At 70.6% G+C, this 15,566-nt stretch carries 14 protein-coding genes; 10 read left to right on the top strand and 4 right to left on the bottom strand.

All coding sequences use genetic code 11. The annotated features are described in order from the left end of the window. Positions 1 to 8: 8 nt before the first annotated feature. The 3 genes from Drose_RS04915 to Drose_RS04905 all read left to right on the top strand — a co-directional run bounded on the left by Drose_RS04915 (position 9) and on the right by Drose_RS04905 (position 5,509). Positions 9 to 1,763: an ABC transporter ATP-binding protein gene (locus Drose_RS04915; protein WP_260726978.1), complete on the top strand. Its 1,755-nt coding sequence runs from the start codon at positions 9 to 11 to the stop codon at positions 1,761 to 1,763. Continuing rightward, entirely contained in the window at positions 1,753 to 3,558 is a 1,806-nt protein-coding gene (locus Drose_RS04910) for an ABC transporter ATP-binding protein (RefSeq protein ID WP_260726977.1), read from the top strand. The genes Drose_RS04915 and Drose_RS04910 overlap by 11 nt, the downstream gene beginning before the upstream one ends. A gap of 160 nt (positions 3,559 to 3,718) precedes the next feature. Continuing rightward, a complete protein-coding gene (locus Drose_RS04905; RefSeq protein WP_260726976.1) occupies positions 3,719 to 5,509 on the top strand; it encodes a tetratricopeptide repeat protein in 1,791 nt (596 codons plus the stop codon). Positions 5,510 to 5,564: 55 nt separating this feature from the next. On the opposite strand, the gene Drose_RS04900 is transcribed toward Drose_RS04905, so the two are convergent. Then, positions 5,565 to 6,335 (bottom strand): hypothetical protein, encoded by a 771-nt coding sequence (locus tag Drose_RS04900; RefSeq protein WP_260726975.1) that lies wholly within the window; start codon positions 6,333 to 6,335, stop codon positions 5,565 to 5,567. 42 nt (positions 6,336 to 6,377) lie between these two features. Here Drose_RS04900 and Drose_RS04895 point away from each other — a divergent pair, with 42 nt between their 5' ends. Further along, positions 6,378 to 7,562 (top strand): DNA recombination protein RmuC, encoded by a 1,185-nt coding sequence (locus Drose_RS04895; RefSeq protein WP_390891323.1) that lies wholly within the window; start codon positions 6,378 to 6,380, stop codon positions 7,560 to 7,562. Positions 7,563 to 8,469: 907 nt separating this feature from the next. Beyond that, on the top strand, positions 8,470 to 8,859 hold the full coding sequence (locus tag Drose_RS04890; protein WP_260726973.1) for a hypothetical protein: 390 nt from the start codon (positions 8,470 to 8,472) through the stop codon (positions 8,857 to 8,859). A 116-nt stretch (positions 8,860 to 8,975) separates the two neighbouring features. Here Drose_RS04890 and Drose_RS04885 read toward each other — a convergent pair whose 3' ends face one another. From Drose_RS04885 to Drose_RS04875, 3 genes are read right to left on the bottom strand one after another with little or no spacing between them, the layout of a single operon-like run. Then, the gene (locus Drose_RS04885) at positions 8,976 to 9,128 is read right to left on the bottom strand and encodes a hypothetical protein (protein WP_260726972.1); all 153 of its coding nucleotides are present in this window, start codon (positions 9,126 to 9,128) and stop codon (positions 8,976 to 8,978) included. Between the two features lie 43 nt (positions 9,129 to 9,171). Then, entirely contained in the window at positions 9,172 to 10,164 is a 993-nt protein-coding gene (locus Drose_RS04880) for a 4-hydroxy-3-methylbut-2-enyl diphosphate reductase (RefSeq protein ID WP_260726971.1), read from the bottom strand. Continuing rightward, on the bottom strand, positions 10,161 to 11,525 hold the full coding sequence (locus tag Drose_RS04875) for an ABC transporter permease (RefSeq protein ID WP_260726970.1): 1,365 nt from the start codon (positions 11,523 to 11,525) through the stop codon (positions 10,161 to 10,163). The genes Drose_RS04880 and Drose_RS04875 overlap by 4 nt, the downstream gene beginning before the upstream one ends. A 69-nt stretch (positions 11,526 to 11,594) precedes the next feature. On the opposite strand from Drose_RS04875, the gene Drose_RS04870 reads away from it, so the two are divergent. From Drose_RS04870 to Drose_RS04850, 5 genes are read left to right on the top strand one after another with little or no spacing between them, the layout of a single operon-like run. Continuing rightward, positions 11,595 to 12,707 (top strand): sensor histidine kinase, encoded by a 1,113-nt coding sequence (locus Drose_RS04870; protein ID WP_260726969.1) that lies wholly within the window; start codon positions 11,595 to 11,597, stop codon positions 12,705 to 12,707. Beyond that, on the top strand, positions 12,695 to 13,339 hold the full coding sequence (locus Drose_RS04865) for a response regulator (protein WP_260726968.1): 645 nt from the start codon (positions 12,695 to 12,697) through the stop codon (positions 13,337 to 13,339). Before Drose_RS04870 ends, Drose_RS04865 begins: the two co-directional genes overlap by 13 nt. A gap of 33 nt (positions 13,340 to 13,372) precedes the next feature. Continuing rightward, positions 13,373 to 14,593, top strand: a complete 1,221-nt coding sequence (gene xseA, locus Drose_RS04860) for an exodeoxyribonuclease VII large subunit (protein ID WP_260726967.1) — start codon at positions 13,373 to 13,375, stop codon at positions 14,591 to 14,593. A 14-nt stretch (positions 14,594 to 14,607) separates the two neighbouring features. Further along, positions 14,608 to 15,360 (top strand): GNAT family N-acetyltransferase, encoded by a 753-nt coding sequence (locus Drose_RS04855; protein WP_260726966.1) that lies wholly within the window; start codon positions 14,608 to 14,610, stop codon positions 15,358 to 15,360. A gap of 5 nt (positions 15,361 to 15,365) precedes the next feature. Beyond that, positions 15,366 to 15,563 carry an exodeoxyribonuclease VII small subunit gene (locus Drose_RS04850; protein WP_260726965.1) on the top strand — a complete coding sequence of 66 codons (198 nt, stop codon included), beginning with the start codon at positions 15,366 to 15,368 and terminating at the stop codon, positions 15,561 to 15,563. Positions 15,564 to 15,566: the final 3 nt, after the last annotated feature.

Raw genomic sequence — 15,566 nt, 5'->3', positions numbered from 1 at the left:
TTGGACTGATGCCGCCGGTCGTCGTGTCCACAGAGACAGGGCGGCCGGCGAAGGCGCGGGCGCTGTGGCGCATGCGGGTCTACCTGCGGCCCTATTACGCGCTGACCGCATGGTCGATGGTCGCCGCCATCGCCGCCACGGCCGCCGGCCTCGCCATCCCGATCCTCATCCAGCGGGTGGTCGACGGGCCGGTGCGGCGGGGCGACACCCGCGGGCTGCTGCTGCTGGGCGCCCTGGCGGTCGCGCTCGGGCTGTTCGAGGGGCTGCTGAGCTTCATCCGGCGCTGGGCGCAGTCGGCGGCGTCGGTCGGCATCGAGGCGAAGCTCCGCCAGGACCTCTACGCGCACCTGCAGCGCCTGCCGATCGAGTTCCACGACCGCTGGCAGTCCGGGCAGCTACTCTCGCGGGCGACCGCCGACCTGTCCACGATCCGGCGGTTCCTGGCGTTCGGGCTGTTCTTCTTCGTGCTCAACCTCGGCACGTATGTCGCCGTCTCGATCCTGCTGATCCACCTGTACTGGCCGCTCGGCGTGTTCGTCACGCTCAGCGCGATCCCGCTGTTCGTCATCAGCCGACGGTTCACCAGCCGATACTTCGCCGCCTCCCGCGAGCTGCAGGACGAGCTCGGCGACCTGACCACCCGGATCGAGGAGTCCGCGCAGGGCATCCGGGTGATCCGCGCGTTCGGCCGGCACGAGCACATGAGCGATCGGTTCGCCGAGGGCGCCCGCCGGGTCCACGACCTCGGTGTCGGCAAGTCCCGGATGATCGCCCGGACGCTGTCGCAGTTCGACCTCGTGCCCAACGTGACGCTCGCGGTCGTACTGGTCGTCGGCGCCGTGCAGGTCGCGCGGGGGGAGCTGTCGATCGGCGCGCTGGTCGCCTTCGTCGCGCTGCAGGTCATGCTGGTGTGGCCGATCGACCTCCTCGGCTGGATCATCGCCAACGCGCAGGAGGCGATGAGCGCCTCGGTCCGGATTTACGAGGTTCTCGACACGCCACCGTCGATTGTGGACCGCCCCGGCGCCCGCGTGGTGTCCACGGTGGAGGGCCGGCTGCGCTTCGAGGGCGTCGAGTTCGGCTACGAGCCCGGGCGGCCCGTCCTGCGCGGTGTCGACCTCGACGTCGCGCCCGGCGAAACCGTCGCCGTCGTCGGGCTCACCGGCAGCGGCAAGACGACGCTGGTCTCGCTGGTCCCGCGGCTCTACGACGTCGACGCCGGGCGGATCACCATCGACGGCCACGACATCCGCGACCTGACGCTCGACTCGCTGCGCCGGATCGTCGGCACCGCGTTCGAGGACCCGACGCTGTTCTCGATGAGTGTCCGGGAAAACCTGACGCTCGGCCGCACCGACGCCACCGACGAGGAGATCGCCGAGGCGCTGGAGATCGCACAGGCCCGGTTCGCGTACGACCTGCCGTGGGGCCTCGATACCCGCGTCGGCGAGCAGGGACTGTCGCTCTCCGGCGGCCAGCGGCAGCGCCTGGCGCTCGCCCGCGCCGTCGTCGGCCGGCCCAAGGTGCTGGTCCTCGACGACCCGCTGTCCGCGCTCGACGTGCACACCGAGGCCCTGGTCGAGTCGGCGCTGTCCACCGTGCTCGCCGGCACGACCGCGCTGCTCGTCGTGCACCGGCCGTCGACGATCGCCCTCGCCGACCGGGTGGCGCTGCTGCAGGACGGGCGACTCGTCGCCGTCGGCACGCACTCCGAGCTGATGGCGTCCCACGCCGGATACCGGGACGTGCTGCGTGGCCATTGACGTGCAGCGGTGGCGCGGCACCGCGACCGACGAGCCCGACCCGACCGTGCGCGTCGCCAGCCGGCGGCTGCTCGGGTCACTGCTCAGGCCGTACCGTGGCCGGATCCTGGTCCTTGTTCTTCTGCTGCTCGCCCAGAACTTCGCGGGGATGGCGGGGCCGTATCTGGTGAAGCTGGGCATCGACCACGGCATCCCGCCGCTCGCCGACGGCCGGAGCGATCCGACGGTGCTCATCGAGGTCGCGGTGCTCTTCGGCGTCGCCACGGCGGCGGAGTTCCTGGCCCGCCGCTGGTTCCTGGCGACGTCCGGACGGGTCGGCAACGCCGTGCTGCTCGACCTGCGCACCCGCGTGTACAACCACGTGCAGCGGCTGTCGATCGGCTTCCACGAACGGTTCACCTCGGGCCGGGTCATCGCGCGGCTCACCAGCGACGTCGACAACATCGCGGAGCTGACCGACGGCGCGCTCGACGACCTGGTGCTCGCCGGGCTCTCGGTGCTCTCGGTCGCCGGGATCCTGCTGTGGCTCGACCCGCCGCTGGCGCTGGTGACGCTCGCGTCGTTCCCGTTCCTGGTGTGGCTGTCGCGCTGGTTCCAGCGCGCGAGTGCCCGCGCGTACCGCCGCACGCGGGAGACGATCGCGCTGGTCATCATCCACTTCGTGGAGTCGCTCGGCGGGGTCCGCGCCGTCCAGGCGTTTCGCCGGGAGCGGCGCAACGACGAGATCTTCGCCGTGGTGAACCACGACTACCGGCAGGCCAGCCTGACCGCGCAGCGGCTCGCCGCGATCTATTCGCCCGCCATCAAGGTGATCGGCAACGTATCGATCGGCGTCGTGCTCACTTACGGCGGCTGGCGGGTCCTGCACGGCCACACCGAGGTCGGGGTCCTCGCCGCGTTCCTGCTCTATCTGCGCCGGTTCTACGAGCCGATGCAGGAGCTGGCGCAGTTCTACAACACGTTGCAGTCCGCGACCGCGGCGTTGGAAAAGCTGGCAGCGGTACTCGACGAGGCGCCCGCGGTCCCCGAGCCCACCCGGCCGGTGCCGTTGCCCGAGGCGCGCGGCGAGCTGACCTTCGACCGGGTGTCGTTCGCGTATCGCCCCTCGTCCGTGGTGCTGCCCGGCCTGGACCTGCACGTGCCGGCCGGGCAGACGGTCGCCCTGGTCGGCGCGACCGGCGCCGGAAAGTCCACGATCGCCAAGCTCGTGGCGCGCTTCTACGACCCCACGTCCGGCGCGGTCCTGCTCGACGGCGTCGACCTGCGGTCGTTGACCGAGGACGACCTGCGCCGGGCCGTGGTGATGGTGACGCAGGAGAACTACCTGTTCTCCGGCACCGTGGCGTCGAACATCGGCTTCGGCCGCCCGGGTGCGTCACGTGCCGAGATCGAGGCCGCGGCCACGGCGATCGGCGCGGACGCCTTCATCCGCGCGCTGCCCGACGGCTACGACACCGACGTGCGGAAGCGCGGCGGCCGTCTGTCGGCTGGGCAGCGGCAGCTCGTCGCCTTCGCCCGGGCGTTCCTGGCCGACCCGGCGGTGCTGATCCTCGACGAGGCGACCTCGTCGCTGGACATCCCGTCGGAGCGACTGGTGCAGGAGGCGCTGCGCACGATCCTGGCGTCACGCACGGCGCTGGTGATCGCACATCGGCTGTCTACGGTGGAGATCGCCGACCGGGTGCTCGTCCTCGGCGACGGCCGGATCGTGGAGGACGGGCCGCCGTCGTCACTCATCCGGGGCGGCGGGCATTACGCCGAACTGCACACACAATGGCGTGATTCACTCCTTTGATTGTCAGGTAATTGACAGTTCTGAGTCCGCCCGCGGATGAATGGCGAGGTTCACGCGGTCGATCTATCGTGGACTGGTTGGTTCGTGGGAAGATTCTCGTCACGCTACGGATCTGGGCTTGTCGCCCGCAGTGATGGCAACATCGCGCAGAAGAGGACCGATGACTGGCGGACGATGGAGTAGCCAGACCCGATTCACCGTCGTGTTCGTCGGGTTCACACTGGTCGGCCTGGGTGTTCTCACGACCGTGCAGTTCCGCAGCACCGCCGGTGCCGCCGCCCTGGTCGCGGCCGGCGTGCTCGTCGGGCTCGCGGGGCTGTCCGGCGGTGCCGTCGTGGTGCGCTCCGGCGATCGCGAGGAGCGGCTCGCGTCCGCGGGCAAGGCCCAGCAGGAGGGCGACGCGGAGGGCGCCTACGACCGGTTCGTCCAGCTCATCCGCGGCCACGCGCCGCAGGCCATCGCCTACCACGAGGGCGCCAACGCCGCGCTCTACGAGGCGGCCGGGCGCCAGGGGCAGCAGCTCCAGCCGGTGTTCGGCTACTTCCTCGGCCCGATCGCGATGTCCGAGCTGCACATCATCGTCGACGTCCGGGCCGGCACCGGCTTCTCCATCTCCCGGATGCAGGCCACCTACCAGGCGCTGCTGGTCGGGCCCACCGCGCCGTTCCAGGCCGCTCTGGTCATCGTCAACGCGGCACCCGACGAGTCGATCCTGTCCTCGGTGCGGCAGCTCGGCACGCTACTCGACCGGCCGGTCGCGGCCGTCGCCTGGCGGCTCGGCGACCCCTCCGACTGCATCTCCGACGCGATCGTCTCGCTCAAGCGTGAGCTGCGCCGCCGGGCACTCGAGTCGCCGATCGAGGTGCCCGACATCGTCTCCTTCGTCGAGGAGCCCGACGAGCCGTTCGAGCCCCAGCCGGTGCGCATCCCGACCCGCCCCGTCCAGCACCCGCCGCCGATACCCACACAGCAGCCGAGCCACCTCGACGACTACGGCGTGCCCACGTTTGCGACCAGCTCCACCGTCTACGGGCAGCCGGTCGACCAGCCGGAGCCCGACCCGGTCGACTGGCCGACGCCCGAGCCGCGGCGCCGCCCCTCCCCCGCGCCCCACGTCTACGACGACTCCGCGACCTGGCAGCGCGCCACCGACCTACACTGGCGCGGCCAGCTACAGGAGGCCGAGGCGGCGTACCGTGAGATCGTCGACGCCCGCGCACACGCCCTCGGCTGGGACCACCCCGACACGCTGACCGCCCGCGACCAGCACGCCACCGTGCTGCGCGACCTCGACCGGCTGGCCGAGGCGCTGGTCGAGTGCGACGAGGTGCTGACCGCCCGCATGCGCATCCTCGGCGAGGGCCACCCGGACACGCTGACCAGCCGCAGCCACCTGGCGACGATCTACCACCAGCTCGGCGACCTGACCCGGTCCGAGGCCGAGCACCAGCGGGTCCTCGAGTCGCGCACCCGCGTCCTGGGCGCCAACCACCAGGAGACGCTGATCAGCCGGAGCAACCTCGCCAAGGTCTATCAGGACATGGGCGAGCTGGACCGGGCCATCGACGAGCACAGCACGGTCATGCAGGCCCGCGCGCGGCTCCTGGGCCCCGAGCACCGGGACACGCTGATGAGCCGCAGCCTGCTGGCCTCGGCCCTGCACCACGCCGGCCGGCTCGGCGAGGCCGAGGGCGAGCACCGGGCCGTCCTCGGCAGCCGGCTGCGGCTGCTCGGGCCGATCCACCTCGACACCGCCGTGTCCCGGCACCGGCTCGCCAGCGTGCTCCACGACCTGGGCCGGCTGGACGAGGCGATCACCGAATACCGTGCGGCGCAGTCGGTCTACGCCCAGCTCCTCGGTGCCAGCAGTCCCTTCGCCCGGGCGGCCGCCTCCGACCTGTCCCTCGCCGAGGGTGCCCTGCGGGGGACGCTGGGCACACACCGCTACTGAGCGCCTGTTTCATGGCTGGGACCGCCGCGGCCCGACCCCGGTTGTGCGACAGGCGCTAGAAGTCCCCGCCGAAGTCGCCGAAGTCCCCTGCGTCGCCGAACCCCGCGTAGCCGTAGTCACCACCGTCGCCGCCGAAGTCCCCGCCGGCGCCGTTGCCCTGATCGAAGCCCTGGTCGAGGCCCTGGTCATAGCCCTGGCCAAAGCCGGCGTCGTAGCCGGTGTCGCCCCACGCCGGACTGAACAGGGCGTCGAAGACGAGCAGTGAGCCGACACCCCAGGCACCTGCCACCAGCGCGGTCTTCCACCACGGCTCGGAATACCAGCCGGCGGGGACGCCACGACCGGCGACCCGGCCGCCCGGGTAGTAGTAGGGCGTCGAGTTGCCGGGCGTCGGGCTGGCCCGGAACGTGTGGCCCTGCACGTCGACCTCGCGCTCCTTGGTGATCTGCCCGGCCCGCGAACCGGCCAGCGACGGCAGGTCCGGTCCCGGATCGATGCCCATGGCCACGCGGGCGGCACGGACGTAGGCGAGGCCCTCCAGCGCGGTCTCGCGGGCCAGCTCGTACTGCTTGGCGGAGGTGGCCCGCTCGAGCTGCGAGCCGGCCGCGTTGTACCGCTCCCCGGCGTCGACCAGAGCCTGCTTGACCGCCGGCGCGTCACCGGAGAGATTCATCACCTGCCCGCCGAGGCGCTCATACCAGCGCAGTGCGTCCTCGCGAGCGTCGGCGAGCTCCTGTGCAGCCCGCTTCTTGCGCCCGTTGCCGACCACGGCCACCAGCCCGACGGCGATGACGACGACGACGGCGACGACGATCCAGGTACTCATGCTTCGACGGTACCGTTTCTGTCGTACCCCTACGGCATGCTGATGAGCGTGGAACTCCTCCTCGTCCTCGTCGGTCTTGTCGTCGGTGCCGCCCTCGGCTGGTTCGCCGCCCGCTCGCGCTCCGCGGTCGAGCGGGCCAAGCTGGAGGCCACCCTGCAGGCGACGCGGGACGGCGAGGCGAGACTGGAGAGCTCGCTGCGCGCGCTGACGTTCGAGGCCCGGGCGCAGACGCAGGACGCGGTCGCCGATGCCGTCGCGCCGCTGCACGAGACGCTCCAGCGCTACGAGCGACGGGTCGCCGAGCTCGAGCGGGACCGGGTCGGTGCCTACGAGTCGCTGCGGGAGCAGGTCCGCGCCATGCACCAGGTCTCCGGCGAGCTGCGCACCGAGACCCGGCAACTCGTCAGCGCGCTGCGCACACCCCAGGTCCGCGGCCGGTGGGGTGAGCACCAGCTCCGGCGGATCGTCGAGGCCGCGGGCATGCTGGAGCACTGCGACTTCGAGGAGCAGGTGACCGCCGCGACCGACGGCGGCGCGCAGCGCCCCGACCTCGTGGTGCGGCTGCACGGTGGACGTCAGGTGGTCGTGGACGCGAAGGCGCCGCTGGAGGGCTACCTGTCGGCGATGGAGGCCCGTGACGAGGCGGCGCGCAACACCGCGCTGAAGCAGCACGCCAAGCACCTGCGGGCGCACGTCGACGCGCTGGCCGGCAAGGCCTACTGGGCGGCGTTCGAGCCGGCGCCGGAGTTCGTCGTACTGTTCGTGCCGGCGGACACCTTCCTCGACGCCGCCCTGCAGCGTGACCCAGCGCTGTTGGAGCACGCGTTCGCCCGCAACGTGGTCCTCGCGACCCCGGCGACGCTGGTGGCCCTGCTGCGCACGATCGCCTACGGCTGGCGGCAGGAGTCACTGGCGCACAACGCTCTGGCCGTCCATCGCACGGGCCGTGAACTCTACGCGCGACTGTCCACAATGGGCGACCACCTGGCAAAGGTCGGCACGGCGCTGAGCGGCGCCGTGACCTCGTACAACCGGGCGGTCGGCTCGCTGGAGTCCCGGGTGCTGGTGAGCGCCCGCAAGCTGGCCGAGCTGGGCATCAGCTCCGACGACCTCCCGGCTCCGTCCCAGGTCGAGGTCGCCCCGCGCAACCTCCAGTCCCCGGAGCTGGTCGACAGCGAATACGAGGCTCTCCTGCTGGCCGCCCTGCGCGAGGAACCTCCCCAGTAGCGCCGCCCTGTTCGCGTCCTCTTCGCTTCCCACCTCCCGCTGCCTCCGCTCCTCTTCGCGGCGGCGACGTCACGGGCGGCGGCCTTCCGGCTGGTGCGCAACCCGCCCCAGCGTCCAGCCGCAGACTGTTTCTCCGCTCACCAGGCACCGCGAGCCGGCCGACGCAGCAAGCCCCGGCACCACAGGCCCACCGGCACCGGATAGCCCTGCAAGCTCAACCCCACCACCGGGAACGCCCACCATCGCAGACCCTCAACACCGGGGACGCCCACTCTCGCAGACCCTTAGCACTGGAACGCCCACCACCGCGCGCTGACCACGGAAAGCCTGCCGTGAGGCTCACGTCGTCGCCATGGCCATCACGTTTGTGCCCGATTTATCGGATAAATCACCGTATAGGCGACGATTGATCGAGGCTGATCGTGGAGTCCTCTGGTTCCTCTGGCACAAGGCCTCGAAGTGCGGCCCGACAGCCACTGATCAACCCGACCAAGGCCGACAATTCGGGCGCAGGGCGTCGTCGCCGAGGCGTGCCGGCGGCGCGTTCCGGCACAATCCGCCGCCATGCCGCTCGATCTCATGATCATGGGAAAGATGTGGCTATCGGGGCAGCCACATCTTTCCCATGATCATGGAGTCGCCCGGGCCGGAACGCGCCGTCCCGGGCCAGGGGCGACCGCGAGCGACAGACACCCACCCGTAGCGCAGCACCGGGGTGGACAGACGACCGCACGGCTGAACTCCGCGGTCCTGCCCTCTGCCAACCGGAAAACTCCACGACCAGCTCGGGCTTGGCGGCAATCGACCTGAGCATTCGGTTCTGGCTTGCAAGCGATGTCGGGCGACGTACTCGACTGTGTCGCACACATGATCGCGATTCGACGTGTCACGCCCTAGCGTCCCTGGCATGTTCGGACTCGGCCGGAAACCCGGCGCCAACGCGATCACCGCACGCGGGGAGATCGCCCACGTCGAATTCGGCCTGCAGAACGTCGACTCGCACGGCAACACGCGCGCGTCGCGGTACACGGTGCGTGTGAACGTCTTTCCCGACGACGCCGCGCCGTTCGTCGCGTCGATCAACGTCAAGCTGCGCGGCACCGCCGGGCCGATGATCGGCGAGGAGACCTGGGTGCGATTCCAGCCTGGCAAGCCGGACCGAATCGACTTCGACCGCGACCAGATCAAGCTTCGGGCGTACGACCGCGTCCGGGCCAACCCCGGCCTGAAGATCGTCGTCGACACGCTGTACAGCCACGGCGATCCGCCGATCAGCGTGATCGCCACCGCGCGCTAGCCGTGTCGACTCTCGTGCCACCCAGATCGTCCGGCACGCCCAGCCTTGACGATGCGGTCGCCATCGGGATCAGCGCGGGAAGAACCGCAGCCCATCCGGACAAGCGTGGTGGAACGTCACAGGGTCGTCGAGTCGTACCGGAACAGGCCGAACCGATACGAACCGGCGTGCTCGATCAGCAGACCGCCGACAAGGCGGCCAGCCGGAAGGCGCCGAGCGGCAAGCAGGCCGACGACCCGTCCAGCATCGGCGAGGTAGCGTGTCGTCACCGGGCCGGCGAAGCCTCGATCACGACGACGACGCCCTCCGCGCTCAGCCCAACGTCTTGGCGACCTCTGCGGCACGGGCTGCGGTGCTGGCCTTCATGTCTCGCTTGAGCTCCTGCGGCAGCGAGAAGACGAGCTTCTCCTGCGCCGTGGTGATCTCGGCGACGTCGGTGAAGTCGCGCTCGGCCAGGAAGTCGAGCACCTCCATCACCAACTCGTCCGGCACTGAGGCACCCGACGTGACGCCGATCGTGGTCGCCCCGGCCAACCACTCTTCCTGGATCTCACTGGCGAAGTCGATCAAGTAGCCCGCCCTGGCACCCGCGTCGACAGCGACCTCGCGCAGGCGCTGCGAATTGGAGGAGTTCTGCGAGCCGATGACCAGCACGACATCGCACTGGGGCGCCATGGCCTTGACGGCGTCCTGCCGGTTGGAAGTCGCGTAGCAGATGTCGTCGCTCGGCGGCGACATCAGCAGCGGCAGCTTCTTCTTCAGCCGGGCCACGGTCTCGAGGGTCTCGTCCACCGAAAGCGTGGTCTGCGACAGCCAGACCACCTTGGACTGGTCACGGACAGTGACCTTGTCGACACTGTCCGGCCCGTCGACGAGCTGGATGCGCGCCGGGGCCTCACCGGTCGTGCCGATGACCTCTTCGTGCCCCTCGTGCCCGATGAGCAGGATGTCGTAGTCGTCGGCAGCGAACCGGCGGGCCTCCTGGTGGACCTTGGTGACCAGTGGGCAGGTCGCGTCGATCGCCTTGAGCGAGCGGGCCTTGGCCTGCTCGTGCACCTCAGGCGCGACGCCGTGAGCGGAGAACACCACCGTGGCACCCTCCGGCACCTGCTCGTTCTCCTCGACGAAGATTGCGCCCTTGGCCTGTAGCGTGCTGACCACGTGCTTGTTGTGCACGATCTCCTTGCGGACGTAGATCGGCGCGCCGTAAAGCTTCAACGCCTCCTCCACCGTCTGGACCGCACGGTCCACACCGGCACAGTAGCCACGGGGCTTCGCGAGCAGGACGCGCTTCGAACCAGTCACCCCGCCATGGTACGTGCCCCCACCGACAACCCGCCTCGCCGCAGGAAGGGCAGCGTGCCCGCGATCACCGCCAGCACCGCGCACACACCGACCACAGCGAAGAGTGTCGCCCAGGGCATGACGAGGGTCACCTCGGCGCCAATCTCGTCTTGCAGCCCCGCCCGAGCCTCGAACAGCGCTGGCACCGCGACCGCTAGGCCCAGCAATGTGCCGGTCAGCACCGCGAGAAGCGCCTCGAGCACCACGACACGGACCGTCTGGCCGGCCGTCGCTCCGGTGTGGTGCAGCGTGACGAATTCCTGCCGCCGCCCGTACGTCGCCATGAGCAGCGTGCTGGCCACCGCCAGCCCCGTGTAGCCCACCGAGATCCCCAACAGCACCGCCAGGAACAGGTTGATCAGATCGCCCTCCTCGCCGGCCTTCCGTTCGACATACTCCCGCGCGGTCACCTGCTCGGCTCCGGGTGTCGCCGTGAACGGCCCAGCGAGGTACACAACCTGGGTCAACGCCGTCGGGTCATGCGCCCGGAGCAATGCCCTTGGCAGCATCACCGTGTCGATCAGCACGTCGTCCCGCACGGCCGAAACGGTCATCGTCTGCACGGTGCCGTCCTCGAACCGCAAAGGCACGACCTGTCCAGCCTTCCATCCGAGTGACGGTGCCGCGAAGAGCCCGTCGGCCGTCGAGGAACCGGCGGCGCGGATCGGCTTGCCTGACGTGAGAAACACCGTGCTCACCACCTCCGACCGCCCCTGCTGCGCCACTACCGCCGCCTCCGACAGGCCCGGCGCCGATGCCGGCACGGCGACCGCCATCTCCGGAATCGTCGCGGTGTCCTCGACGGCGACCGCCGCGAGCGCGGTCTGAAACGTGCCGACCAGCAGCACCGCGAATCCGACCGCCGCCAGCACCGGTGCCGCAGTCGACGCCACCCGCCGGGCCGCGACCAGGGTGCCTTCGCGGACCAGCATGCCGGTCGCACCCCGACGCGCCGGCCAGGTGACCAGCCGAACCAGCGGCACCACGACAACGGGTGCCAAGAGTGCCGCCGCCACCAGAAGTACCATCGCCGAACCGAGCACGATCGTCGGCTTCTGCTCCGCGGTCGACCCCGGCACCAGCGCCGCGAGCCCGCCACCGATGACCACGCCGAGCAGCCCGAACACCCACCGCGACAGCGTCATCGGCCGTTTCTCGACGGCGGCTTCGCGCAACGCGTCGAGCGCGGGCACCCGGCTCGCCCGCCGCGCCGACAGCCACACCCCGAGCGCCGCCACGACAAGTCCCGTCAGCAGCGACACGACGACCGCCCACCAGGAGAACCCGACCTGAAACCCGGTCGGCTCCAGCCCGACCGCCACGAACGGCCGCTCCAGCAGCGGGGCCAGTAGCGCCCCGAGCGCGGGGTCCTCGGGCTGTCCACCATTGCGGTGCTGGTCGCCGTCATCGCGCTAGGTGCGCTGTTCAGCGTGGTGCTGGTGGGGCTCGCGAGCATCGTGGCCGTGGCGCTGTCCGGCATCCCTGTCGCGCGGATCGAGCGATGGCGGCTCGGCCTGGTCGACGAGAACGAGGTGGCCGACCCGCATCGGACGCCGGACAAGCCAGGGGTCCGAGCGTGGGTCTACTACCGGTTGAAGGAAGGAGTGACATGGCGCGAGCTCGGCTACACCATGCTCATGATCTCGATCCTGTGCTGGGTCGACATGATCGTGATCACCGGGGTCACCACGGTGGTGACATCGCTGGTGTTCGGCCCGGCCTACATCGACGAGGTGCCGATCTGGCTGACGTCGCTCCTGTCGATGGCCGGTCTCGTCCTGGCAGTCGCGTCGGCGTATCCGCTGGCCGGGTGGGCGGGGGTGCGAGCGGCAATAGCCAGGGCGATCCTGGCACCCCGCACGGACGACCACGACCCCCGGCTGGTCGAGCTGACCCAGTCGCGGGCACGGCTGGTGGACGCGTTCGAGATCGAACGGCGGCGCATCGAGCGCGACCTGCATGACGGGGCCCAGCAACGGCTCCTGGCACTCAGCATGGAGCTTGGCATGGCTCGCATGGAACTACCCGACAGGTCACCCGCCGCCGAGTCGGTCGAGCGTGCGCACCGGCTGACCAAGGAGGCGCTCACGGCTCTGCGGGAACTGATCCGCGGGGTACATCCCAAGATCCTCACCGATCGGGGACTCGACGCGGCGCTGCGCGAGGTGGCGGACCGGGCCACCGTGCCGGTCGACCTGGACCTGACCATCCCACACCGGCTGCCACAGTCCGTCGAGGTCGCGGCGTACTTCGCGGTTGTCGAGGCGCTGACCAACGTCACGAAGCACAGCGGAGCCAGACGGGCCAGAGTGGCCGCGTCGGTCAGGTTCGACCGGCTCAGCGTCCAGATCCGCGACGACGGGTTGGGAGGCGCCGATCCTGCGCGGGGCACCGGCCTGACCGGGCTTGCCGACCGGGTCGCCGCACTGGACGGCAAGGTGTCGTTCGCGAGCCCCGTCGGCGGTCCTACGGTGGTGCACGTGGAGATTCCGTGCGGGTCGTGATCGCCGAGGACGGGGTGCTTATCCGCGAGGGCATCAAGGGGCTGCTGCAGCGGTTCGGACACGAGGTCGTCGCCGCTGTCGGTGACGCCCCGGCGTTGATCGACGAGGTGCACGCGCACCGGCCGGACCTCGTCGTGACGGATGTCCGCATGCCGCCGGGGTTCAGCGATGAGGGGCTCCAAGCGGCGATCAAGCTCCGGGCCGCCGATCCGAAGCTGGCGATTTTGGTGCTGAGCCAGTACGTCGAGCGGACCTACGCCGCCGAGCTGCTGGAGTCCGGGCGGCGTGGAGGCGTCGGATACCTGTTGAAGGACCGTGTCGGTGACATCGCTGAGTTCGTCGATGCGGTTGATCGGGTCGGGGCCGGGCACACGGTGGTCGACCCGGAGGTCGTGGCGCAGCTACTCGGACGCCGCCGCGATCCGCTGTCTCGCCTGACCCCTCGGGAGCGGGAGGTGCTCGCGCTGATGGCCGAGGGCCGGTCCAACACGGCGATCGCGCGCACGATGTCGGTGAGCGATGCGGCGGTCGCCAAGCACATCGGCAGTGTGTTCGCCAAGCTCGAGTTGCCGGCGGACGACGACGACCAACACCGGCGGGTGCGCGCCGTGTTGGCGTATCTGCGGGGCTGAGAAAATGTCAGTCAGGGTGCGTAGGGTGTCGCTATGACCACGCCACAGCAGCCAGCATCCACGAGCGACGCGCCGTGGCCGGTGCGCGTGGTCAGTCAGAAGATCGGCGCCTGGATCGGCAAGCTCGGCTGGATCTGGGTGGACGGGCAGGTGGCACAGATCACCCGCCGACCCGGCACCAACACGGTCTTCCTGACGCTACGTGATCCGTCAGCCGACCTCAGCCTGACCGTGACCACCAACCGCGACGTGGTCGATCTCGGAGCGCCGGGGCTGTCCGACGGCGCACGGATCGTCGTGCACGCACGGCCGGAGTTCTATGCGGCACGGGGTTCGCTCAGCCTGCGCGCCGACGAGATCCGGCAGGTCGGCCTGGGTGAACTCCTCGCCCGTCTCGAGCAGGTCAAGAAGCTGCTGGCAGCCGAGGGGCTGTTCGACCGGGCGCGCAAGCGGCGGCTGCCGTTCCTGCCCGGCCGGGTGGGGCTGATCACCGGACGGGCCAGCGCGGCGGAGCGCGACGTGTTGACCAACGCCCGCCGCCGGTGGCCCACCGTCGAGTTCCGGGTGATCAACGTGGCGGTGCAGGGGCCGTCGGCCGTTCCGCAGATCGTCGACGCGCTCGCGGTGCTCGACCGCGACGAGACGATCGACGTGATCGTGCTGGCGCGCGGCGGCGGCTCGACCGAGGATCTCCTGCCGTTCTCCGACGAGGCGCTGTGCCGGGCGGTGTTCGCCTGCCGCACACCTGTCGTGTCGGCGGTCGGGCACGAGACCGACATCCCGCTCGTCGACTTCGTGGCCGACGTGCGCGCATCCACGCCGACCGACGCCGCCAAGCGCATCGTGCCCGACCTGAACGACGAGCTGCGCCTCATCGGTCAGGCCAAGCAACGGCTCGACCGCGCTCTCCGCGGGCTGCTCGACCGCGAGCAGCACCGGTTGGACGCGCTGCGGTCGCGGCCGTCGATCGCCCGCCCCCTCACCATGGTGGACACTCGGGCGGCGGAGGTGGCCGCCCTCCGCGACCGGGCCACACGCAACCTCAGCCACCGCCTCGACCGGGCCGGCACCGAGCTGGCCCACACCCTCGCCCGGCTTCGCACGCTGTCGCCGTCGGCGACCCTCCAGCGCGGTTACGCCATCGTCCAGCGCGACGACGGCAGCGTCGTGCGATCGCCGGCCGACGTGTCGGTCAAGGACCAGCTCCGGATCCGCCTCGCCGAGGGCGAGTTCGCCGCCACCGTCGACGGGTGAAAGGAGGATCTCTGTTGTCGCAGCGCATCCAGGAGTACATGCTCACGAGCGCGAGCCACGGGCGCGAGGTAGTCCGGGTGGGACCGTTCACGATGACGATCACCGGCCACGACCCCAACGTCTACCTCAACTACGCCATCCCTGACCCAGGCGCCATGCCCGGCCCCGACGATGTCGCAGCGCTGGTCGAGGCGTTCACCAGCAGGTCGCGGACGCCGCGGTTGGAGTACCTGCCCGGTCAGGCCCCGGCCGTCGAGGCTGCGCTGCTCGCGGCCGGCTTCGTGGTCAGCAACCGGTTGCCGCTCATGGAGTGCCCACCCGGAGCCGAGGTCGACAAACCGGTCCCCGAGGGCATTGAGCTCGTCACCCCGGCCTCCGACGAAGAACTGTTCGGCATGCTGTCGGCGCAGCATGAGGCGTTCGGCGAGCCGCCGCCGTCGGCCGAGCACCTCGCCGCGGCGCGGGGCAGGTCCACCGGCGGGCAGATCGCGCTGCTCGCCCGCGATTCGACATCCGGCGAGCCGGTCGGCGGCGGGGTGGCGGTCGCCGTCCGCGACGGGATCAGCGAGGTGGCTGGCATCGGAGTGCGGCAGAAGTACGAGCGGCGCGGCATCGGCGGGGCACTGACCCTCCAGCTCACGCGCGCCGCGCATGCGGCCGGGGCGGTGCTGGTCTACCTGACCCCGGCCGGCGACGCGCAGGAGCGTGTGTACGCGCGAGTCGGCTATCGGCGCACCGATTCGGTGCTGTTCCTGACGAAGGAGTAGGCGTAGTGAGCGAACCGCGGGCCGAGCGGCCCGAGCTGTCGTATGAGCAGGCCCGCGCGGAGCTGGCCACCGTGGTGGAGAAGCTTGAGTCGGGCGGGACGACGCTCGAGGAGTCGCTGGCGCTGTGGGAGCGGGGCGAGGAACTGGCGGTGATCTGCCAACGTTGGCTCGACACCGCGCGGGCCCGCCTCACGCCGTCGTAGGCG

The organism is Dactylosporangium roseum (assembly GCF_025264685.1).
In the GTDB taxonomy this organism is placed as follows: Bacteria; Actinomycetota; Actinomycetes; order Mycobacteriales; family Micromonosporaceae; genus Dactylosporangium; species Dactylosporangium roseum.
This window is presented reverse-complemented; position numbering and strand designations above follow the sequence as displayed.